The 18,488-nt window shown below is 44.8% G+C and carries 14 protein-coding genes; 3 read left to right on the top strand and 11 right to left on the bottom strand.

The window, feature by feature from the left end:
* Positions 1–77: 77 nt before the first annotated feature.
* Both I6E86_RS00150 and I6E86_RS00145 read right to left on the bottom strand, forming a co-directional pair.
* Complete coding sequence (locus I6E86_RS00150) at positions 78–1,118, bottom strand: aldo/keto reductase (protein ID WP_197174561.1); 1,041 nt, start codon at positions 1,116–1,118, stop codon at positions 78–80.
* Positions 1,119–1,256: 138 nt separating this feature from the next.
* The gene (locus I6E86_RS00145; protein WP_197174560.1) at positions 1,257–1,754 is read right to left on the bottom strand and encodes an FKBP-type peptidyl-prolyl cis-trans isomerase; all 498 of its coding nucleotides are present in this window, start codon (positions 1,752–1,754) and stop codon (positions 1,257–1,259) included.
* 147 nt (positions 1,755–1,901) lie between these two features.
* Between I6E86_RS00145 and I6E86_RS13825 the strand changes: the two genes are divergently transcribed.
* A complete protein-coding gene (locus I6E86_RS13825; protein ID WP_320158507.1) occupies positions 1,902–2,570 on the top strand; it encodes a DUF1294 domain-containing protein in 669 nt (222 codons plus the stop codon).
* Positions 2,571–2,663: 93 nt separating this feature from the next.
* Here the strand turns inward: I6E86_RS13825 and lspA are convergent, their stop codons facing one another.
* The 4 genes from lspA to I6E86_RS00120 all read right to left on the bottom strand — a co-directional run bounded on the left by lspA (position 2,664) and on the right by I6E86_RS00120 (position 8,937).
* A complete protein-coding gene (gene lspA, locus I6E86_RS00135; RefSeq protein ID WP_197174558.1) occupies positions 2,664–3,308 on the bottom strand; it encodes a signal peptidase II in 645 nt (214 codons plus the stop codon).
* Positions 3,301–6,150, bottom strand: coding sequence for an isoleucine--tRNA ligase (gene ileS / locus I6E86_RS00130; RefSeq protein WP_197174557.1), 2,850 nt, complete (start codon positions 6,148–6,150; stop codon positions 3,301–3,303). The genes lspA and ileS overlap by 8 nt, the downstream gene beginning before the upstream one ends.
* A gap of 429 nt (positions 6,151–6,579) precedes the next feature.
* Positions 6,580–7,119: a protein disulfide oxidoreductase gene (locus I6E86_RS00125; RefSeq protein ID WP_197174556.1), complete on the bottom strand. Its 540-nt coding sequence runs from the start codon at positions 7,117–7,119 to the stop codon at positions 6,580–6,582.
* A 180-nt stretch (positions 7,120–7,299) separates the two neighbouring features.
* Positions 7,300–8,937, bottom strand: coding sequence for a carbon-nitrogen hydrolase family protein (locus I6E86_RS00120; RefSeq protein ID WP_197174555.1), 1,638 nt, complete (start codon positions 8,935–8,937; stop codon positions 7,300–7,302).
* 910 nt (positions 8,938–9,847) lie between these two features.
* On the opposite strand from I6E86_RS00120, the gene I6E86_RS00115 reads away from it, so the two are divergent.
* Positions 9,848–10,477 carry a BLUF domain-containing protein gene (locus I6E86_RS00115; RefSeq protein WP_197174554.1) on the top strand — a complete coding sequence of 210 codons (630 nt, stop codon included), beginning with the start codon at positions 9,848–9,850 and terminating at the stop codon, positions 10,475–10,477.
* 112 nt (positions 10,478–10,589) lie between these two features.
* Here I6E86_RS00115 and I6E86_RS00110 read toward each other — a convergent pair whose 3' ends face one another.
* Positions 10,590–12,032, bottom strand: a complete 1,443-nt coding sequence (locus I6E86_RS00110; protein WP_197174553.1) for an FAD-binding oxidoreductase — start codon at positions 12,030–12,032, stop codon at positions 10,590–10,592.
* A gap of 379 nt (positions 12,033–12,411) precedes the next feature.
* On the opposite strand from I6E86_RS00110, the gene serA reads away from it, so the two are divergent.
* Positions 12,412–13,638, top strand: a complete 1,227-nt coding sequence (gene serA / locus I6E86_RS00105; protein ID WP_194363712.1) for a phosphoglycerate dehydrogenase — start codon at positions 12,412–12,414, stop codon at positions 13,636–13,638.
* A gap of 290 nt (positions 13,639–13,928) precedes the next feature.
* On the opposite strand, the gene I6E86_RS00100 is transcribed toward serA, so the two are convergent.
* From I6E86_RS00100 to metX, 4 genes are all read right to left on the bottom strand, one after another.
* Positions 13,929–15,002, bottom strand: a complete 1,074-nt coding sequence (locus I6E86_RS00100; RefSeq protein ID WP_227680456.1) for a rhodanese-related sulfurtransferase — start codon at positions 15,000–15,002, stop codon at positions 13,929–13,931.
* Between the two features lie 333 nt (positions 15,003–15,335).
* Positions 15,336–15,917: a tetratricopeptide repeat protein gene (locus I6E86_RS00095; RefSeq protein WP_197174552.1), complete on the bottom strand. Its 582-nt coding sequence runs from the start codon at positions 15,915–15,917 to the stop codon at positions 15,336–15,338.
* Positions 15,918–16,303: 386 nt separating this feature from the next.
* Positions 16,304–16,921: a methionine biosynthesis protein MetW gene (gene metW / locus I6E86_RS00090; RefSeq protein ID WP_197174551.1), complete on the bottom strand. Its 618-nt coding sequence runs from the start codon at positions 16,919–16,921 to the stop codon at positions 16,304–16,306.
* Positions 16,918–18,282, bottom strand: a complete 1,365-nt coding sequence (gene metX / locus I6E86_RS00085; protein ID WP_197174958.1) for a homoserine O-acetyltransferase MetX — start codon at positions 18,280–18,282, stop codon at positions 16,918–16,920. The genes metW and metX overlap by 4 nt, the downstream gene beginning before the upstream one ends.
* Positions 18,283–18,488: the final 206 nt, after the last annotated feature.

The following is an 18,488-nucleotide window of genomic DNA, read 5'->3' as shown; positions in this document are numbered from 1 at the left end:
CGATTCGATTTTCGCCCTTTCTTATGGAAAATTCTTATAAAGCGTGTTTGATGCAACACACCCTAGTCAAAATTGGATTATGGCGATGGATTAGGATGCTGTGTATGCACCGCCTCAATCGCTTCTAATACGTCTGCGGTCAGGGTCACATTGACACTATCGATGTTTGATTTGAGCTGCTCGAGCGTCGTCGCACCTATGATGTTGCTAGTGACAAAATGACGAGAGTTGACGAATGCCAGTGACATCTGCGCCATGTCTAGCCCTGCATCAGCGGCTATTTTGGCATATTGTTCCGTGGCTGATATGGCCTCTTCGTTGGTATAGCGGGCAAAGCGATCATACATCGTCAAACGTGCGCCGGTCGGACGTTTACCATCAAGATATTTACCAGACAGTACGCCGAAGCCGAGTGGAGAATAGGCGAGTAAGCCAACATTCTCACGATGAGCAATCTCCGCCATATTGATCTCATACAAGCGGTTCAGCAAGCTGTATGGGTTTTGCACCGTAACAGGTGGGATTAAGCCATTTTTATCCGCCTCCCATAGATAGCGCATCAATCCCCAAGCAGTATCGTTCGACAGACCATAAGACCGAATACGACCTTTTTTAATCTCATCATTCAGTGCTTGAATGGTCTCTAAAAAAGGGGTCAAATCCTCTAGCGGTTGTGACGCCATCTCTTCGGTATAACCAAGCTGACTAAAAAAGTTGGTCTGACGCTCAGGCCAATGTAGCTGATAGATGTCGATATAATCGGTTTGTAGACGTTTTAGATTGTCATCAATAGCACCACTGATGTGCTCAGCGTTGAAGCGCGTTTGCCCATCACGCAAAAATCCCATTGGCGATATTTTGCTGGCCAGAATGACTTTGTCACGCTGCTTGGTCTTGTTAAACCAAGTGCCCATAAAGCGTTCGGTATCGCCTTGTTTGTCTTTATCTGGCGGTGAGGGGTACATCTCGGCGGTGTCCCAAAAGTTCACACCCTCAGAGAGTGCCATGTCCATTTGCTCGTGTGCTTGAGCTTCCGTATTTTGCTGTCCCCATGTCATCGTACCGAGGCAGATTTTAGATACTTTTTCATCGAGCTGCGGCAGCATATTGTATTGCATGCTAGTTTCCTTTTTAATAGTGTTTTATTTATAGTAATTTTTTGGTAGTGCAGGTTAATTCTGAGATGCTTTTTGAATGAGCACACATTTAAACAAACATGCGTTTAAATAGTTATGAATTAAATGCATGCTAACTGGCTACATCAGTTTGATACCAGTGACACCGGGCGGGGTGACTTTGAAGATTTTTACTTTGAACAGCACCGCTTGTCCTGCAAGGGGATGATTAAAATCTACTTCTACTTGATCGTCATCGAGTGCGCTAATCGTACCGGGTAGGGTGTTTTTGCCTTTGTCTTCGAACTCAACCATCATGCCGATTTCTGGATGGTCAGCGACTAGCGCGAATTGAGGGCGGCTAAAATGTTGAATGTTTTCAGGATTCCATTCACCAAACGCTTGCTCTGGATCAAGGTGGGCACTGCGGGTATCACCGGCACGCAAGTTCATCAGTACTTGCTCAAAACCCGGTAGTAAACTCTCATCGCCGATGGTCAAAGATACGGGCGCATCACGACTAAACGTTGAATCGATGACCGTGCCATTTTCGAGTGAGACTTCAAAATGTAGCTTAACGAGGCTACCATAAGCAATGCGAGTGTCTTCATTTGGATTGATAAATTGAGATTGAGTCATAATAAAAGCCATCTGTTGCTGAGATAAAAGAATAAAAGATTATAGTGTGAGAAATGATAAGCCATCTAAGAGCGTCTGTAAGCGTCAATAATGTAACGCAGATGGTGTACTATAGTTGGCGATTCTAAAGGATATGAGGTATCGGTGGTGAATAAACAACAAGGCACTGTGAAAAAATGGCAGGATGACAAAGGATTTGGCTTTATCGAAACCGAAGCGGGCGAATCGGTATTCTTTCATGCAAGTGAGTTCAGAGCGCAGCGCCGTCCTGATATCGGTGAGGCAGTGGTCTTTAGCATTGGACAAGATGCGGAGGGGCGTAGGCGAGCCAAGCAAGTACAAGAGCTTGGGTTTGTACAGCAAAAAATGGCACAAAAAAATAAGCAAATTCGTCAGCGTAACCAGACACGCAGTCATCAAGCGGATTTTGAAGCTGGACAAAAAAAACGCTCACTGCTGGGTATGGCTTTTTATGGCGTCTTAGTTTTATTAGCAGCGATGGATAAACTGAGCTGGCTAGTGGTCGGCTGGTATATAGTATTAGGAATTATTACTTATGGGATGTATGCCAAAGACAAAGCCGCTGCCCAAAGTGGCGACTGGCGTACGCCTGAGTCAACCTTGCACGTGCTGAGTGCACTAGGTGGCTGGATAGGAGCATTGCTCGCCCAGACGTATCTGCGCCATAAATCACAAAAGCCTGAGTTTCGAGTTACTTATTACTTGACCGTCGTTGTTAATATGGCAGGGTTGTTGTTTTTATTAGCAGGTGGTGGCTTAGAGACTTTGAAAGAGCTACTTGATTCTTTGATGTAAAAAATGGCTAACAAACAAAAAAAGGTGGGTTACGACTGCGTAACCCACCTTTTTTATTGATAAAACAAACGGTATTAACAATTCTATTTAGAATTACGACCGCGGAATTTCACGCTTTTTTTCCAAGAACAACATATCAATGACAATCAATAATACACCGAGAGAGATACCAACATCAGCGATATTAAAAATCGGATAATGCCACACATCGGCATAATGCACATGGATAAAGTCGATCACATGACCATGTAATAAGCGGTCGATTAAGTTACCCACTGCACCGCCCAATACCATGGCAAGTCCAAGCGAGAGTAGCGTGGCTTTACGTGGTGCTTTAATCAGATAGATGATTAAAAATAGCGACATGACGAGTGCCAATCCTGAGAAAAACCACTTCTGCCAACCACCCGCATCTGCCAAAAAGCTAAAAGCCGCGCCATAGTTATATGCCAAGGTCCAGTTGAGAAACGGTTCAATCACTGGTACTGGATCATGAAAAGTCAGATTGGTTTCAGCCAACCATTTGGTCCATTGGTCAACGATAACGATGACCAGCGCCAAAACATACCACCTGACAGCACGGCTGCCATTGGCCACTATCTTTGGCGTTTTAGTCAGACGGCTTCTAGGCGTGGTCGAGCTACCCGTCGTTGCATGAGCGGGCTTAGGCGACTGATCGACCTCAGCTTGTGGATGCTGACCGTGTTGGCCGTCAGATGGATTCGTTGGGCTAGGCATAGTGGCGCACCTCGCCATCGCCACTGACATTGGTCACGCAGCGCGCGCATAGCTCAGGGTGCGCACTGTCTGTACCGATGTCATCACGGATATGCCAGCAGCGTACGCACTTAGTGCCAGTGGCAGCACTGATCGCGACGACTAGATCGGCAGACTCTTCTGTACTGCCATCAGCTTGAGCTTCTGCATTAGCAGGGGCTTCGCTCATTGGTTTTAAGGTCGCGCTGCTGGTAATCAGTACAAAACGCAGCTCTTCACCCAGCTTAGCTAGGCTCTCAAACATTGTGCCATCAGCATATAGGTTCGCATCGGCAGATAAGTTGGCATTGATGGTTTTTTCGCCACGTGCGGTTTCGATATGCTTGTTCACCATGTCTTTTGCTAGCATGATGTGCTGCCAATCATCGTTACTGATAGCACTTAGCTCAAACGCTGGGAATTCATACCACTCTTGAGTGAATACGTAGCCGCCTTTATCACTAGCACGTTGGTTCAATACTTCCCACGCCTCTTGCGCGGTGAATGACAAGATAGGAGTAATCCAACGAATCAGCGCATGAGTGATATGGTAGATGGCTGTCTGTGCAGAGCGACGAGGCTGTCCATCCGCTTGCGTAGTGTACTGACGATCTTTGATGATATCTAAGTAGAAGCTACCCAAGTCTTGCGAGCAAAACGCCGTCACGTGCTGAGTGACTTGGTGGAAATCCATCGCATCATAGGCGCTGATGATTTGCGCTTGTACCGTCTGGGCACGTTCAATAATGAATTTATCAAGGCTAACCAATTCATTGATATCAATGCTGTCAGTCGCTGGATTAAAGTCATCAGTATTGGCAAGCAAAAATCGTAAGGTGTTACGGATACGGCGATACATATCGATCGCGCCTTTAAAGACGGTTTTGCCCGCGCTCATCTCATAACGATAGTCACTTGAGGCAATCCACAGACGCAGCATGTCCGCGCCTGTTTTGTTAATCTCTTCTTGCGGCGTGATGATATTACCCAGTGACTTACTCATCTTGCGGCCGTTTTCATCGACCACAAAACCATGGGTCAATACTTGCTTGAACGGTGGGCGCTCATACATGGCTTCTGAGGTTAACAATGACGTCTGGAACCAGCCGCGATGTTGGTCAGAGCCTTCTAGATAGATGTCAGCTGGGTTGGTCAATTCATCACGCTGATCGAGTACCGCAAAATGCGTTGTACCTGAGTCAAACCAAACGTCCAAAGTATCAGTCGCTTTGTCATAGTCAGCGGCTTCACTGCCCAAGAAGTCTTCACAGCTGGCATCAAACCACGCTTCCACGCCGCCTTCATTGATTTTTTGCGCAGCCGCTTCCATCAGCTCAAGCGTGTTCGGATGCAGCTCGCCTGTTTCTTTATGCGTAAAGAAAGTAATCGGCACGCCCCACGTACGCTGACGTGAGATACACCAATCAGGGCGACCTGTCATCATCGCTTCGATACGGTTCTGGCCCCATGCTGGCGTCCAGCTAACCGATGGAATATCAGCAAGCGCGCGATCACGTAAGCCTTTGGTTTCCATACTGATGAACCACTGCGGTGTGGCGCGGAAAATAATCGGCGACTTATGACGCCAGCAATGCGGATAACTGTGCTCAATTTTGGTATGGCTGATTAAATGACCATTGTCATGTAATGCCGCGATGATTTTTGGGTTGGCTTTATAGATGTGCTCACCGGCAAATACCGCCGCACTGTCTAAATAGACACCTGTACCGCTTACTGGGTTTTCGACCGGCAAGTTATATTTTAGACCAACAATATAATCGTCTACACCATGACCAGGGGCGGTATGTACCAGACCAGTACCACTATCGGTGGTCACGTGCTCGCCTAAGATGAGCGGTACTTGACGGTCTTCAATCAATGGATGCTGGGCAAGTAACCCTTCAAGCTCGCTGCCTGATACGGTCGCTAGGATACCGTTATTGTCCAATTTAAGCTCTGTTAGGGCAGTCTCTACAAGGTCAGCTGCTAGTAGCAAGTTGCCTTTTTCGGTAGCAACCACGCTATAGTTATGCTCAGGATGTACTGAGATAGCTTGGTTAGCAGGTAGCGTCCATGGCGTGGTGGTCCAAATGACCGCAGCGATACTGCCCGTTACTTCTGCCAATGCGGCTACTTTATCTGTATCCAGCACATCAAAGCTGACATAGATTGCGTCAGAGACTTTGTCTTGGTACTCAACTTCGGCTTCTGCTAGGGCCGAGCTACAGTCCAAGCACCAGTTGACCGGCTTCATACCACGCGTCACATGGCCGTTGTCATAGATTTTGGCAAGCGCGCGCACGATGTTGGCTTCTTGATGGAAGTTCATGGTCAGATAAGGATTGTCCCAATCACCAAACACACCTAGACGCTTGAAGTCTGCTTTTTGCAGTTCAATCTGCGTGCTCGCATATTCGCGGCACAGTCCACGGAATTCGGTTGCAGAGACTTTTTGACCGACTTTACCGACCTTGGCCTCGACTTTTTGCTCGATTGGCAAGCCATGACAATCCCAACCTGGGACATAAGGCGCATCAAATCCTGATAAGGTCTTTGATTTGACAATTATGTCTTTAAGCACTTTATTGACCGCGTGACCCAAGTGAATCTGACCGTTGGCGTACGGAGGGCCATCGTGCAAAATATACTTGGTTGCGCCAGTACGTGCCTGACGAATTTTACCGTAGACGTCATCTGCTTCCCACGCTGCTAGCCAATCTGGCTCGCGTTTGGCAAGGTTTGCGCGCATCGCAAATGGCGTGTCTGCAAGGTTTAGCGTGTCTTTGTAATCTTGGCTTGGTGTGTCAGTGCTTTTATCAGTCATAGAAGGTATCTTTTTAAAGGGTAGGTTTGTGTGTCGGTTTAAAACCGGATACAAGGCTCAATGTTCAATATAATACTGGGACTTATGCTGAGTCATTACTGCTTAATTGCTAATATAATAATAGGTATATTGCTCATGATGGTTGGTTTATCAACCGTCATGTCAACAAATAACCATTTCGATAAATAGTGACGTCAATAATAAATGGTAATGAGACGATTGCAACATAAAATGTGCAGATAAAAATAATGAGAAAGATGGTTAGGTCGGCAGCCATTATATGACAAAACGCGTAGGGTAAAAAGAGCTGAGCGGTATTGGCCTTATTTTGTCCAATATCAATCGTTTATATACAGCACGTATCGTCGATGAAATCATCATAACTTCTCTGAGTGATAACGCGCTAAAACGTAAAATACTGCCCAAGCACTAAAAAACAGACGCTAGCCACAAGCGCAGTTTTAATGACCATAACGGCTGGATACCCGTTAAGCCTTGGGTCATCTCCCCATTCTCTAATACCACATACGAGGGTGTGACCTGTCCTTGCCAGTCGTCAAATATCTCACCTTCTTGATCATTTATCGTTGTAAAGCCAAAGTTCTTTTTAGTCAGGTAATTCTGTAAGTCTTGATTAGAGCCTGACTGTATGGCGATCGTAATTACAGGATAGCCATCGGCGGCCAGTTGATTGATGGTAGGCGAGGTAAAGCTACAAACTGAACACCACGTGCCCCAAAAGTATACAAGTGTAGGCTGCTCATGACTAAGCGCGGCTAAGTCAACGGCTTGCCCTTGGTAATCGGTCAGCTGTAATTGCGGGCTAGCAGGCATGACTGGCTGTCGCCACCAATTGACCGCTGTATAAATGACCATGAACATCAGGCCATATAACATTATCGTTTTAAGTATCGAAACTATTCTCTGCTTTTTTGATTTGACTTCTTTTTGCTTAATATCAGTCGTCATGACGTCCGCTTTTTGGTTTGCATATTTTTGCTAAATGATTGCTTATAGTGACTGTCTGTGTGATTAGCTATGTAGTCATTACGTAAAAATTAGATAATAGATAAAAATAAACGGCTGAAAATCAGCCGTATTATTTATAAAGTCTATTACAAGTGTTTTACGTCAATCGATTCTTATTAACTATGGCTTTTGCGCACGGTTTTGTAAGGGGTTGCCAATGAGCACGCTGCCTGAATTTTCGCGGCGTTCTTCGTCCGTCAGTTTGCTCGCTAGCACTTTGGCTTTACGCTTCCACTTTAAGCTAAACAAATCATCACGGCGGTCGATTAAGTTATGTACCGAACCTTCATGACGCACGTGAGTGAGCTTATCTAAGTTCACATCAGAGAAAAATACCATCTCGGTGTTGGCAGTGGTCTCTGCCATGATCGCATCATGTGGGAACGCAAAGTCTGACGGTGAGAAAATTGACGACTGAGCGTACTGGATATCCAGACTCTCAACTTGTGGTAAGTTACCCACTGAGCCGCAAATCATCACATAGCATTCGTTTTCGATTGCCCGCGCTTGAGCACAGTGACGAACCCGCAGATAGCCATTTTTGGTATCGGTCCAGAAGGGCACGAACAAAATATCCATGTCATCAAGAGCCATCAAGCGTGCAAGTTCAGGGAACTCCACATCATAGCAGACCAGTATGCCGATACGACCAGCATCCGTGTCGAACACTTTGACTTCATCACCGCCTTCAATGACCCAAGCACTGCGCTCATGCGGCGTGATATGGATTTTGCGTTGTTCTTCAACCGTCCCATCACGGCGACACAGATAGCTGACATTATATAAGGTATCGTCTTCGTCTAATAATGGCATAGAACCGACAATGACATTGACGTTGTAGCTGACGGCCAAATGCGAGACTTCTGTTTTGAACCATTCGGTATAACCGGCCAAAAATCGAATCGCGACATTTTGGTCGGTCGATTCGCACAGTCCCATCAAAGGCGCATTGAAAAACTCTGGCAGGCAAGCAAAGTCAGAGTTGTAATCTGCCATGATATCGACGAAAAACTCGACTTGTTGCAACAACTCTTCAGGGGATTCAACTTCACGCATCTGCCACTGAATACCACCAATACGCACTTCAGATTTGCGGGTATTGGGTTTATAGTCTTTTGGCTCGTAATAGATGTTTGCCCACTCAAGCAAAGTGGCAAAGCCTTTTGATTGCTTGTCATCCGGCAAGTATGCCGTCAAGATACGTTTGACAATGAAACCATTTGATAACTGAAAAGACAGGGCTGAATCATGAATCTCACGGCTTTCAACCGCATCAATGTACTCGCCAGGAGTGAGGTCTTGATGGTTGTGATAGTTAGGAATACGGCCACCAGCCAAGATAGCGCGGAAGTTCAACTGTCGACACAGCTCTTTACGGGCGTCATATAATCTACGTCCTAAGCGATAGCCACGATATTCTGGATCAATCAAGGCATCTAGACCATAGATAGCGTCGCCTTCCGGGTTGTCTCTAATAATCTCTTTTTGACCAATTAAATCGTCATAAGTATGTGGGTTAGAGAACTTGGCATAGTCCACGCGCATAGAGAGAACGATACCGATCAGCTGATCATGATCAAACAAAGCAATCTGACCTTCAGGAAAGGCATCAATCAACGTATGGATGGTCGTCTTTGACCATGCACCGCCCAAGTTGACATAGACGCGATCCATCAATGCTTTTAGCTGTGGGTAGTCTTTTTTCTTAATCTCAGCAATCGTTAAATGAAGGTCATCTAGTTTTTCTATGTTACTCATAATATTCCTGTTTTTAATGTCTGCTAAATTTGACTATAGTCTGTTCAATATTATTTGGATACGACAAGGGCGAGTAACATCCTATCAGTACTAGGGCGTGTCATCAATTAGCACATTAATGTATTTAGTGGCCTTAAAATGGCTAAATTTTGCTAAACATCGTCAGTAATTTTGTAAATATGTTCATATTAACGGCAATTTCTTCCTTGTTTATCTACAATTTTTCTTATTTTAAGCCTCACAATCTAATTGATGACACGCCCTAGGCTGCACAAGCCTGATAACGCATCCGATTCATATAAACACGTATGTATGCCAAATACCTGAGTATTGTCGTACTGGTGAGGGTACGTTATTGAGCAAATAATTTAATAAACATATTTCAATAGTGGGGTATAGCCGTTACAATGATTTATTGCCGTATTTACAATAAGTTATGATGATATTTTATGCAGTTCAGATTGCTGCATTCAAAAGGTTGTTCTGCTTGATACAGAGTAAAAGCAGCGATTGAATAACAAACGATAGCCATCATATTTTATACGACATGGCATATCGGTTGTAAGATGAATCAGTTCAAAAACACATCAACGCTATTTATTCTACCAATACACAAGCTAAATAATATGTATCAATGGATTCTGTTTTGCTTGTTATCATGGTGTTTACTCAAGACAGTTTGAGTATACGTAAATGAGTATGGCACTTAAGAACGCTACAGATAGTATATTAGATGAACCTAATATCGTCTTCAACTTATATACGATTGACTATAGCAAGCTATCATAGCAATAACAGTCTTACGTGGTAAAAATTTGCTACGTTTTTGTGACACATTCTTTTTATTTAACTCAGGCATTTGCTTGTTTCAAGTCGTCGTGTTTGTTCGGCTTTTTAGGATTACTGTATTATGCCTTTAGATCGCACCAACAAAATTAGTCAGTGGGACAAAATAGAAGACATGACGCTGGTTCAGTTGGTTTATGTCAGTACGCTGACGCTTGGTTCACGCTTGAGTGCGTCTATATTCGATGAAGTCGAAGGCCATGCGCGAAAGTATAATCATCAGCACGGTATCACAGGCACGTTGTGCTACGGCAGCGGCCACTTTTTGCAGTGTATTGAAGGCGAGAAAGCGTATGTTTTTGATTTACAAAAACGTATCTTTGCCGATAGCCGCCATAAGAATGTAGAAGTATTGCTACTACAGGTAATCGATCACCGCAGTTTTGCTGATTGGCGAATGCGTCTGCTGTTTTTGGAGCGCTGGCTATGGTCTCCTGCAACCAAAAAGCAAGCCGCACAGCTATCACCGTTTTTGCCATTTGCCCCGCATGGCTGGTCACCGGATCGTACTGAGCAGTTTTTGCAAATTATCAAAACCTTTGATAGTCCGCCTCACATAAAAGCGGCTGGCATTACTTACAATGCGCTGGGCAACATGTTTCGTCATATCGCGGCACCGCATCAGGCCTTTCTCATCATTCAGGGGTTTTTGAGTATATTACTGGTTGTGGCGCTGATATTGCTGTTTCTATAAGCGGTAGACTTTGTCGCCATGCAATAAAAAGACGCTAGCCTTTGGGCTTAGCGTCTTTTTTATTCGATTTCAGTTGGTCGTTCAATGCGTTGTTCAGTAAGTTGATAACCAATTACATATCAAAAATCTTGCCGCGGTTCATGATATTTTTTGGATCGAATACTTTTTTGACTTCCTTTAAGTACTCAATTTCAGTTTCGCTACGGCTGTACTGTAGATAAGGCTTCTTCGTCATACCAACCCCATGCTCAGCAGACACCGAACCGCCATATTTTTGTACCGTCTCAAACACGTGTTTGTTGACAACCTGACACTCAGCAAAGAAATCATCTTTGCTCATATTCTCAGGCTTTAGAATATTGAGATGTAAGTTACCATCACCGATATGACCGAACCAACACACCTCAAAGTCTGGATAGTTGCTGCTGACAATGTGATCAATCTGTTCTATAAACTCTGGCACATGGCTGATAAGCACAGACACATCGTTTTTATAAGGCGTGAATACCGAGATAGTCTCTGAGATATACTCGCGCAGCTTCCACAGCTCTGCCGCTTGCGTGAGGTTTTGGCTCATGACACCATCAACCACCCAGCCTTGCTCCATACAATCCTCAAATATGGCCATCGCTTTATCCATGATGGGCTCATAAGGCGCTTCAAACTCTAATAGTGTATAAAACTTGGTACGTGATTCAAACGGCTCTTGTACTTGACCATGTGCCATCAGCTTATCAATCGCCACATCATCAAAGAATTCAAACGCGGTCAAATCAATCTTGGCTTGAAACGCTGCCAGTACATTCATGACATCATTAAAGCTATCCATACCCAGCACCATGACGTTTAAGTCTTGTGGCTGACGCTCCAGCTTGATTTGCGCATGCGTGACAAACCCTAGCGTACCTTCGCTACCGATAAACAACTGACGTAAATCATAACCCGTGGCATTTTTTACCATACCGCGGTTAAGATGCAAGATATCACCTTTACCCGTGACGACAGTCAGTCCCATAATCCATTGACGGGTCATGCCATAACGAATGACTTTGATACCACCTGCATTAGTGCCGATGTTGCCACCGATCTGACTAGAGCCTGCTGAGGCAAAGTCGACAGGGTAGTATAGGTCTTTTGATTCAGCGAACTGCTGTAGTTGCTCGGTGACCACACCCGCTTCAATCTCGACCATGCGATCGGCAGGGTAGAATTGTCCGATATGGTTCATTTTATCCATACTAACAACAATCTCACCATTAGCCGCCACAGCACCAGCAGACAGACCAGTACGGCCACCACTAGGGGTCAGGACGACGTTGTGCTCATTAGCAAGTAGCACAATGGATTGCACTTGTTCGGTGGTCTTTGGAAAGACGATAGCAGCGGCTGCTGGAGCGAAGTGCTTGGTCCAGTCTTTGCCCCAATGCTCTAAGCTCTCAGCATCAGTTTTGATTTGGCTAGCGTCAAATGCATGGGTATCAGCGAGCGTGCTTAGAATGGTTTGCACAGCGAGGGTGTTGGCTTCGGGTGTGAGCTGGGTTTGATGTGGCGTCATGGTCAAATCTCAATATTGGCGTAAGCACTATGCTGGGAGTGCTGGGAATGCTGGGAATGCTGGGAATGCTGGGAATGTTGATACTGCTTATTATATAGCGAAATGCATATAAATTCAGTGATGAGTCCGCTTGTGGTGGCAATAAGTCGTTGGTGGTTTTTATTTAGGAAGCGGTAGATAATAACAAAGCGATTAGATAGCTTTCAAACAGAATGATTCACTATAGCATAAAAATTTTTCAGGCTTGATAACCAATAATTCATCTAATCTGCTAACATCGATCTCAAATTTTGTGTAAGATATCGGGACTGTTTTCGTTTCATCCATCATAGATTATCCAACAGGTAATCTTATAAAACAATTATAGGACAGTTCTCATATGGCGTTATCACTACAAAAAGACAAAATCCGGTTTTTATTGCTTGAAGGTCTACATGACAATGCCTTAAAAGTATTGGAAGGAGCTGGTTATCATAACATCGAGAATATCAGTCACGCCTTAGATCAAGACGAGCTGATCGAAAAAATTAAAGATGCTCACTTTATCGGTATTCGTTCGCGCACTCAGCTGACACGTGAAGTGCTTGCGCATGCGCATAAACTGATTGGTATTGGCTGTTTTTGTATTGGTACTAACCAAGTTGACCTTGAAGCTGCTCGTGAATTGGGCATTCCTGTCTTTAACGCGCCATTCTCGAATACCCGTTCGGTAGCTGAGTTGGTACTCGCCGAAGCTATTATGCTGTATCGCGGTATTCCTGAAAAGAGCGCCACCGTACATCGCGGCGGTTGGGGCAAGTCTGCGACCAACTCACATGAAGTGCGCGGCAAAACCATCGGTATTGTCGGCTATGGCTCTATCGGCTCACAGCTTTCTGTATTGGCAGAAAGCTTTGGCATGAAAGTCATCTATCATGATGCTGTGACCAAATTGCCACTGGGCAATGCAGTGCAAGTGAGTAACTTAGAAGAGCTACTATCAACGGCGGATATCGTGACGTTGCATGTACCTGATGTGGCAAGCACCCGCTACATGATGAAAGCTGAGCAGTTTGCACAAATGAAAGACGGCAGCTACTTCATCAATGCAGCACGTGGTACGTGTGTCGAGATTGATGATTTGGCAGCGGCACTAGAGTCTGGCAAAATCTTGGGCGCGGCCATTGATGTGTTCCCAAAAGAGCCAAAATCAGCTGACGAAGAGTTTGAGTCACCACTACGTAAGTTTGATAACGTGATTTTGACCCCGCATATCGGTGGTTCAACACAAGAAGCACAGGCCAATATCGGACTGGAAGTAGCAGATAAGTTTGTTAGATACTCTGATCAAGGTGATACGGCGACTGCGGTAAACTTCCCGGAAGTTTCTATTCCGTTTAAAGAGAACTCGCATCGTCTGCTACATATCCACAAAAACGTACCGGGCGTACTGTCTCAGATCAACCGTTTGTTTGCCGAAGCTGGGATTAACATCCTCGCACAGAGCCTAATGACGGAAGGTGATGTGGGTTATCTAGTGATGGATGTTGATTATAATGATTCGACCGCTGCATTAGACCAACTAAAAGACGTAGAAGAGACTATCCGCGTACGTATTTTGTTCTAGTATAGCCAATTCCCTATATCAGCGCTGAGTGTTCTGATAGGTACTGACAATTTTTCATAAAAAAAAGAGGCTCTATTAATTAGAGCCTCTTTTTTTTATTTTAGGTGTGTCCTCATTTCAAAAATGGAGATAAAAATGAGATAAATTGCCGTCAAATGAGAAAAATAGTATAGATAATATCGAGATATTGACTAGCTATTTGACGCTGTTTGGCAAAATTTAGCCATTTTTAGCCCAGTTAGATGATTATTGTTTGAATTGAGGACATGCCCTAGCCAGGAATAATTTTTTTATCCCTTTTTGGCCTGATTGGCGGCATCAGCGACCCGCTGTGCTTCAACCTTAGCCGCTTTGCGTTTTTCTATGACCTCTATGACGTCGCTACCGATATGCGCTTCACCGCGCTTTTGCGCCAGCTGCATTTGATGCTCACGCTCACGGAAACGGGCTTTTTGCTCGTCAGTCGCTTTATCAATACAATGCGGGCATGACTCGCCTTTGATATAAGCAGGGCTTTGCATATCATCGGCCGTGATTGGCATACGGCAAGCAAAACATTGCTCGTAGCTGCCTTTTTCTAAATTGTGATTGACTGATACACGGTTATCAAACACAAAGCAGTCACCTTCCCACATAGACTCATTGCTATCGATTTCTTCTAGGTATTTTAAAATACCACCTTCTAAGTGATAGACCTCTTCAAATCCTTGCTCACGCATATATGCCGTCGATTTTTCACAGCGGATGCCACCCGTGCAAAACATCGCCACTTTTTTGTGCTTGGCTGGATCGAGCTCTTTTGCCACGTATTCTGGGAACTCACGGAAGGTGTCAGTTTTTGGATTTACGGCATTTTTAAAGGTACCGATTTGTACTTCATAATCGTTACGGGTATCAATAAGGATGACATCAGGGTCAGATATCAGCGCATTCCACTCACTTGGTTTTACATAGCGACCAACCGACTGTAACGGGTCAATATTTTCGACACCCATGGTGACGATTTCTTTTTTCAGCTTAACTTTGGTGCGATAGAACGGCTGCTCATTGGTATAAGACTCTTTAAAGGTAAAAGTACCAATGGCTGCGATACTGCGCAAGTAGTCAAGGACAGTGTCAATACCTTTGCGTGTGCCAGAAATCGTCCCATTAATGCCTTCTGCAGCAATGAGCAGCGTGCCTTTGACGTCATTGCTTAGCATGGTATCTAAAATGGGCTCACGGAAGTGCTCAAAATCAGCAAAGCGGGTGAACTTATAAAGGGCGGCAACCACGATATTATTAGTGACGCTATCGTAGACAGGCGCTGATTTATTGTCAGTGTCAGTGACATCCTGGGTAAAACTATTTTGAGTAGTGCTCATATTTTTCTCCTGCTGGCTAGGTCGTAAACCTAGTGCGTTGGGTTAACAGTCTAGCTCAAATAAACACGTTATTGTGTCATCCCCGCTTGATGTACTCTGGGTACAATCTGCGCTCGGCTTCCTTATATCGCATTCATTTGAAATAGACTTTCTCAATTCAAAATGGGTTATAACACTAGCTTGATTGTGGAATTGATTAATGCGCGCGTAGTGTAGCAAAATTGAGATGATATTTGAAGATTTATGAAGATTATGCAGTGTAACGAAAAAAATCCAATAAAAAAGCCCAGTAAGATACTGAGCTTTTTGGTATTTGATGCGTAGAGTCAGATATTATTTACTCTGGAACCACGTATCCGCTTTGCTGCGAGCACTGGCGATATCTGCGCTTGATAAGTTCAATGCCAATTCGCCAATTTTGCCACGTGCTTTGTTACGGACTTTTTCATCGAGCATGCCATCACGGGCAGCTAGGTCATACCACTTATAGGCATCGACCAGATTTTTTTGCTTTTCATCTAAGAGTGCAAGGGTATAGCTGGCACGGTTGTCACCGCGCATCGCAGCTTTTTCTAGCCAAACGCGTGCTTGTTGCAAGTTCGGCTGGACGCCTTCACCGCGCAAGTACATGATGGCCAGATTCAACTGAGCAGGGGCAACGCCTTGCTGAGCAGCTTTGGTATACCATTGAAGTGCTTGCTGGGTATTTTGGGCAATGCCTTCGCCTTTTTGCAGACGTTTGGCTAAGTAGAACTGAGCGTGGTCGTTGCCTTGGGCAGCACGACTAGACAGCTCACTGACAGGCATCAGCTCAAAACGCGAGGTATCAAGCGGTACGTTAGATATCAACTCAGCATTGGCCAAACCAGCACAAGAAAATAATGCAGTAAACAACGCAGCTTTTAGTAATTTCATAGCAGCTCCAAAATTAGGCAATGAGTAAGCAAAAAAATTGTACCGCTAAAGGATTTTAGACGGTGATAACCATTAGGTGGAGTCGTGCAATATGAACGTACCCAATCGTTAGCAATTTGATCTAGTGAATTTGTATTGTAGATAAACCCCCAACTGATTAGACAAACGGTCGTAATAGCGGGGTAGCTGACAATATTTTGCTAGCTTAACACCCAAACTTACGAAACTCAAATACTAATTACACAGTACCCTAGGCATTTATACCTAATTTGCCCCAACAAAATCATACAGTTACTAAAAATGACAAGGGATTAATACTCTATTAAGTCTAAAAACATGACTTTTACATCAGTTTTGGCCGCCTGATACAAAATGATTATCAGCCTTTACTTGATACTTTTCTTAGTCACGCGATAGATGGCAACATCTGCTAACAAATTAGGTGCTCGGCGTATTAACGCTTTCATTAGTGGTGTGTGACCTTTTTCAGAATCACTTACAGCGAAACGGTTAATGATATCGATATCATGCTGCGCGCACAGTTTTTCAAAGTCTTTGAACGTGCATAAATGAATGTTTGGCGTGTTATACCACTCATAAGGCAGTGCTTCAGAGACCGGCATAATGCCCTTTAGACCTAGATGAACACGGTTTTGCCAATGGGCAAAGTTGGGGAATGTGATGACGGCCTCGCGTGCCACTCGTAGCATGTCGAGCAGCAATACATCAGGTGATTTGACTGCCTGTAGCGCGCGTGCCATCACCACCGTATCGAAGCTGTTGTCAGCGAAACGCGCTAAGCCATCATTGAGGTCCTGTTCGACGATGGATAATCCTTTGCCGATGGCTTCATTGATTTTGTCTTCATCGATCTCGAGGCCATATCCAGTGACGCCTAGGTTATGCTGTAAATGCGCGAGCAGCTCGCCATTACCGCAGCCCAAATCGAGTATGTGTGCCTGCGGTGCAATCCAGCGCTCCGCCAATTGATAGTCCATTCTCATGAGCACTCTCCTCTAACTGGGCGACTATGGGTAATAGAGGGGGCAGTCAAAAAGCCTTTTACGGCACCCATATAACGCGGTATGTCGAACAAAAACGAATCATGTCCGTGCGGTGCATCAATATTGATATAGCTGACAGGTTTGCCAGTGGCCATGAGTGCATCGACGATTTCTTGTGAGCGCTCAGGGGCAAAGCGCCAGTCAGTGGTGAATGACACCACCAGATACTGGCACTGAGTATGCGCAAAGGCTGCTTTAAGCGCAGAAAGCTCTTGCTGGCGATCAGACTCAATATCTTCAATCGTCGTTACTGCATTTTCTAATTCATTCTGTGCATTCGCTTTGATAGACTCGACTGATGCTGCGATTGAGTCTTCTATTTGCACTGCTGCTTCTATATTGTCTTTTATTACAGTTGATGGGTCTGAAGAGTAGTCGCGCGTCGGGTCAAAATAGTCTAAGGCTTTGGTCATGAGCAGATAAGTATTGGCATCGAAGTTTTCACTAAAGCGCTCGCCTTGATAGCGTAAGTAGCTCTCAACTTGAAACTCGACATCATAACCATACATAAACTTGCCAGATTTTAAATCACGGCCAAATTTGGCTTTCATTGCATCATCAGTCAAATAAGTAATATGACCAACCATGCGTGCGAGGATGAGCCCACGCCGCGGATAAGTGCCTGCTTGTAAATAGCGACCATCTTTAAAATCAGGGTCGGATAGTATCGACTGACGTGCGACTTCGTTAAAGGCAATGTTTTGCGCAGAGAGCTTGGGAGTACTAGCAATAACCACACAGCGCTTTAGCCGCTCTGGATAATCAACAGACCATTGCAGTGCCTGCATACCGCCCATCGAACCGCCAACGATAGCGTGCCAAATGTCAATTCCCAGACGGTCTGAGAGCATGGCTTGGGTCTTTACCCAGTCTTTGATTGTGATAAGCGGAAAGTCAGGGCCATATACTTGCGGCTCATCGCTGTCATCCACACCAACGCTATCAGGATTAATGGTTGTAGGCCCTGTTGAGCCAAAACAGCTACCAATATTATTGACGCACACCACATAAAACTGATTGGTATCGATGGCTTTGTTGGGCCCGATCATATTGTCCCACCAGCCTGCCTTTTTTTCATCGCTGCTATGAAAGCCGGCTGCATGATGATTGCCAGACAATGCATGGCAGATCAAAATAGCATTTGAGCGGTCGCTATTGAGCGTGCCGTAAGTTTCTACCATCAAATCAAACGAGGGCAGGGTACGGTTACACTCCAAGGTCAATGGCTCAGCGAAATGGAAGTTTTGGGGCGTAACGACACCTACTGAACCTGCCGTAGTATGGGCTGAGCTATTAGACATGGCCTCAGAATTAAGGGGCTGGTCACTGGTATTATCAGAGCGTGCGTTCAAAGCTACCTCGCAAGACAACAATCATCAATAAAATAAAAGCAAAATGGCAAGATGTTGACAGACTATTTTACCTACGCAGTTTTTATAAACTGAGCCTGCCTATTGTATGGCGATGCGCGTAGGAGTACAACCGTCACGCGAGCCTTTCAGTCACA

The organism is Psychrobacter sp. SWN149, assembly GCF_015864565.1.
Taxonomy (GTDB): Bacteria; Pseudomonadota; Gammaproteobacteria; order Pseudomonadales; family Moraxellaceae; genus Psychrobacter.
Note: the sequence above shows the minus strand (reverse complement) of the source record. Positions and strands in the feature narration are given on the sequence as shown.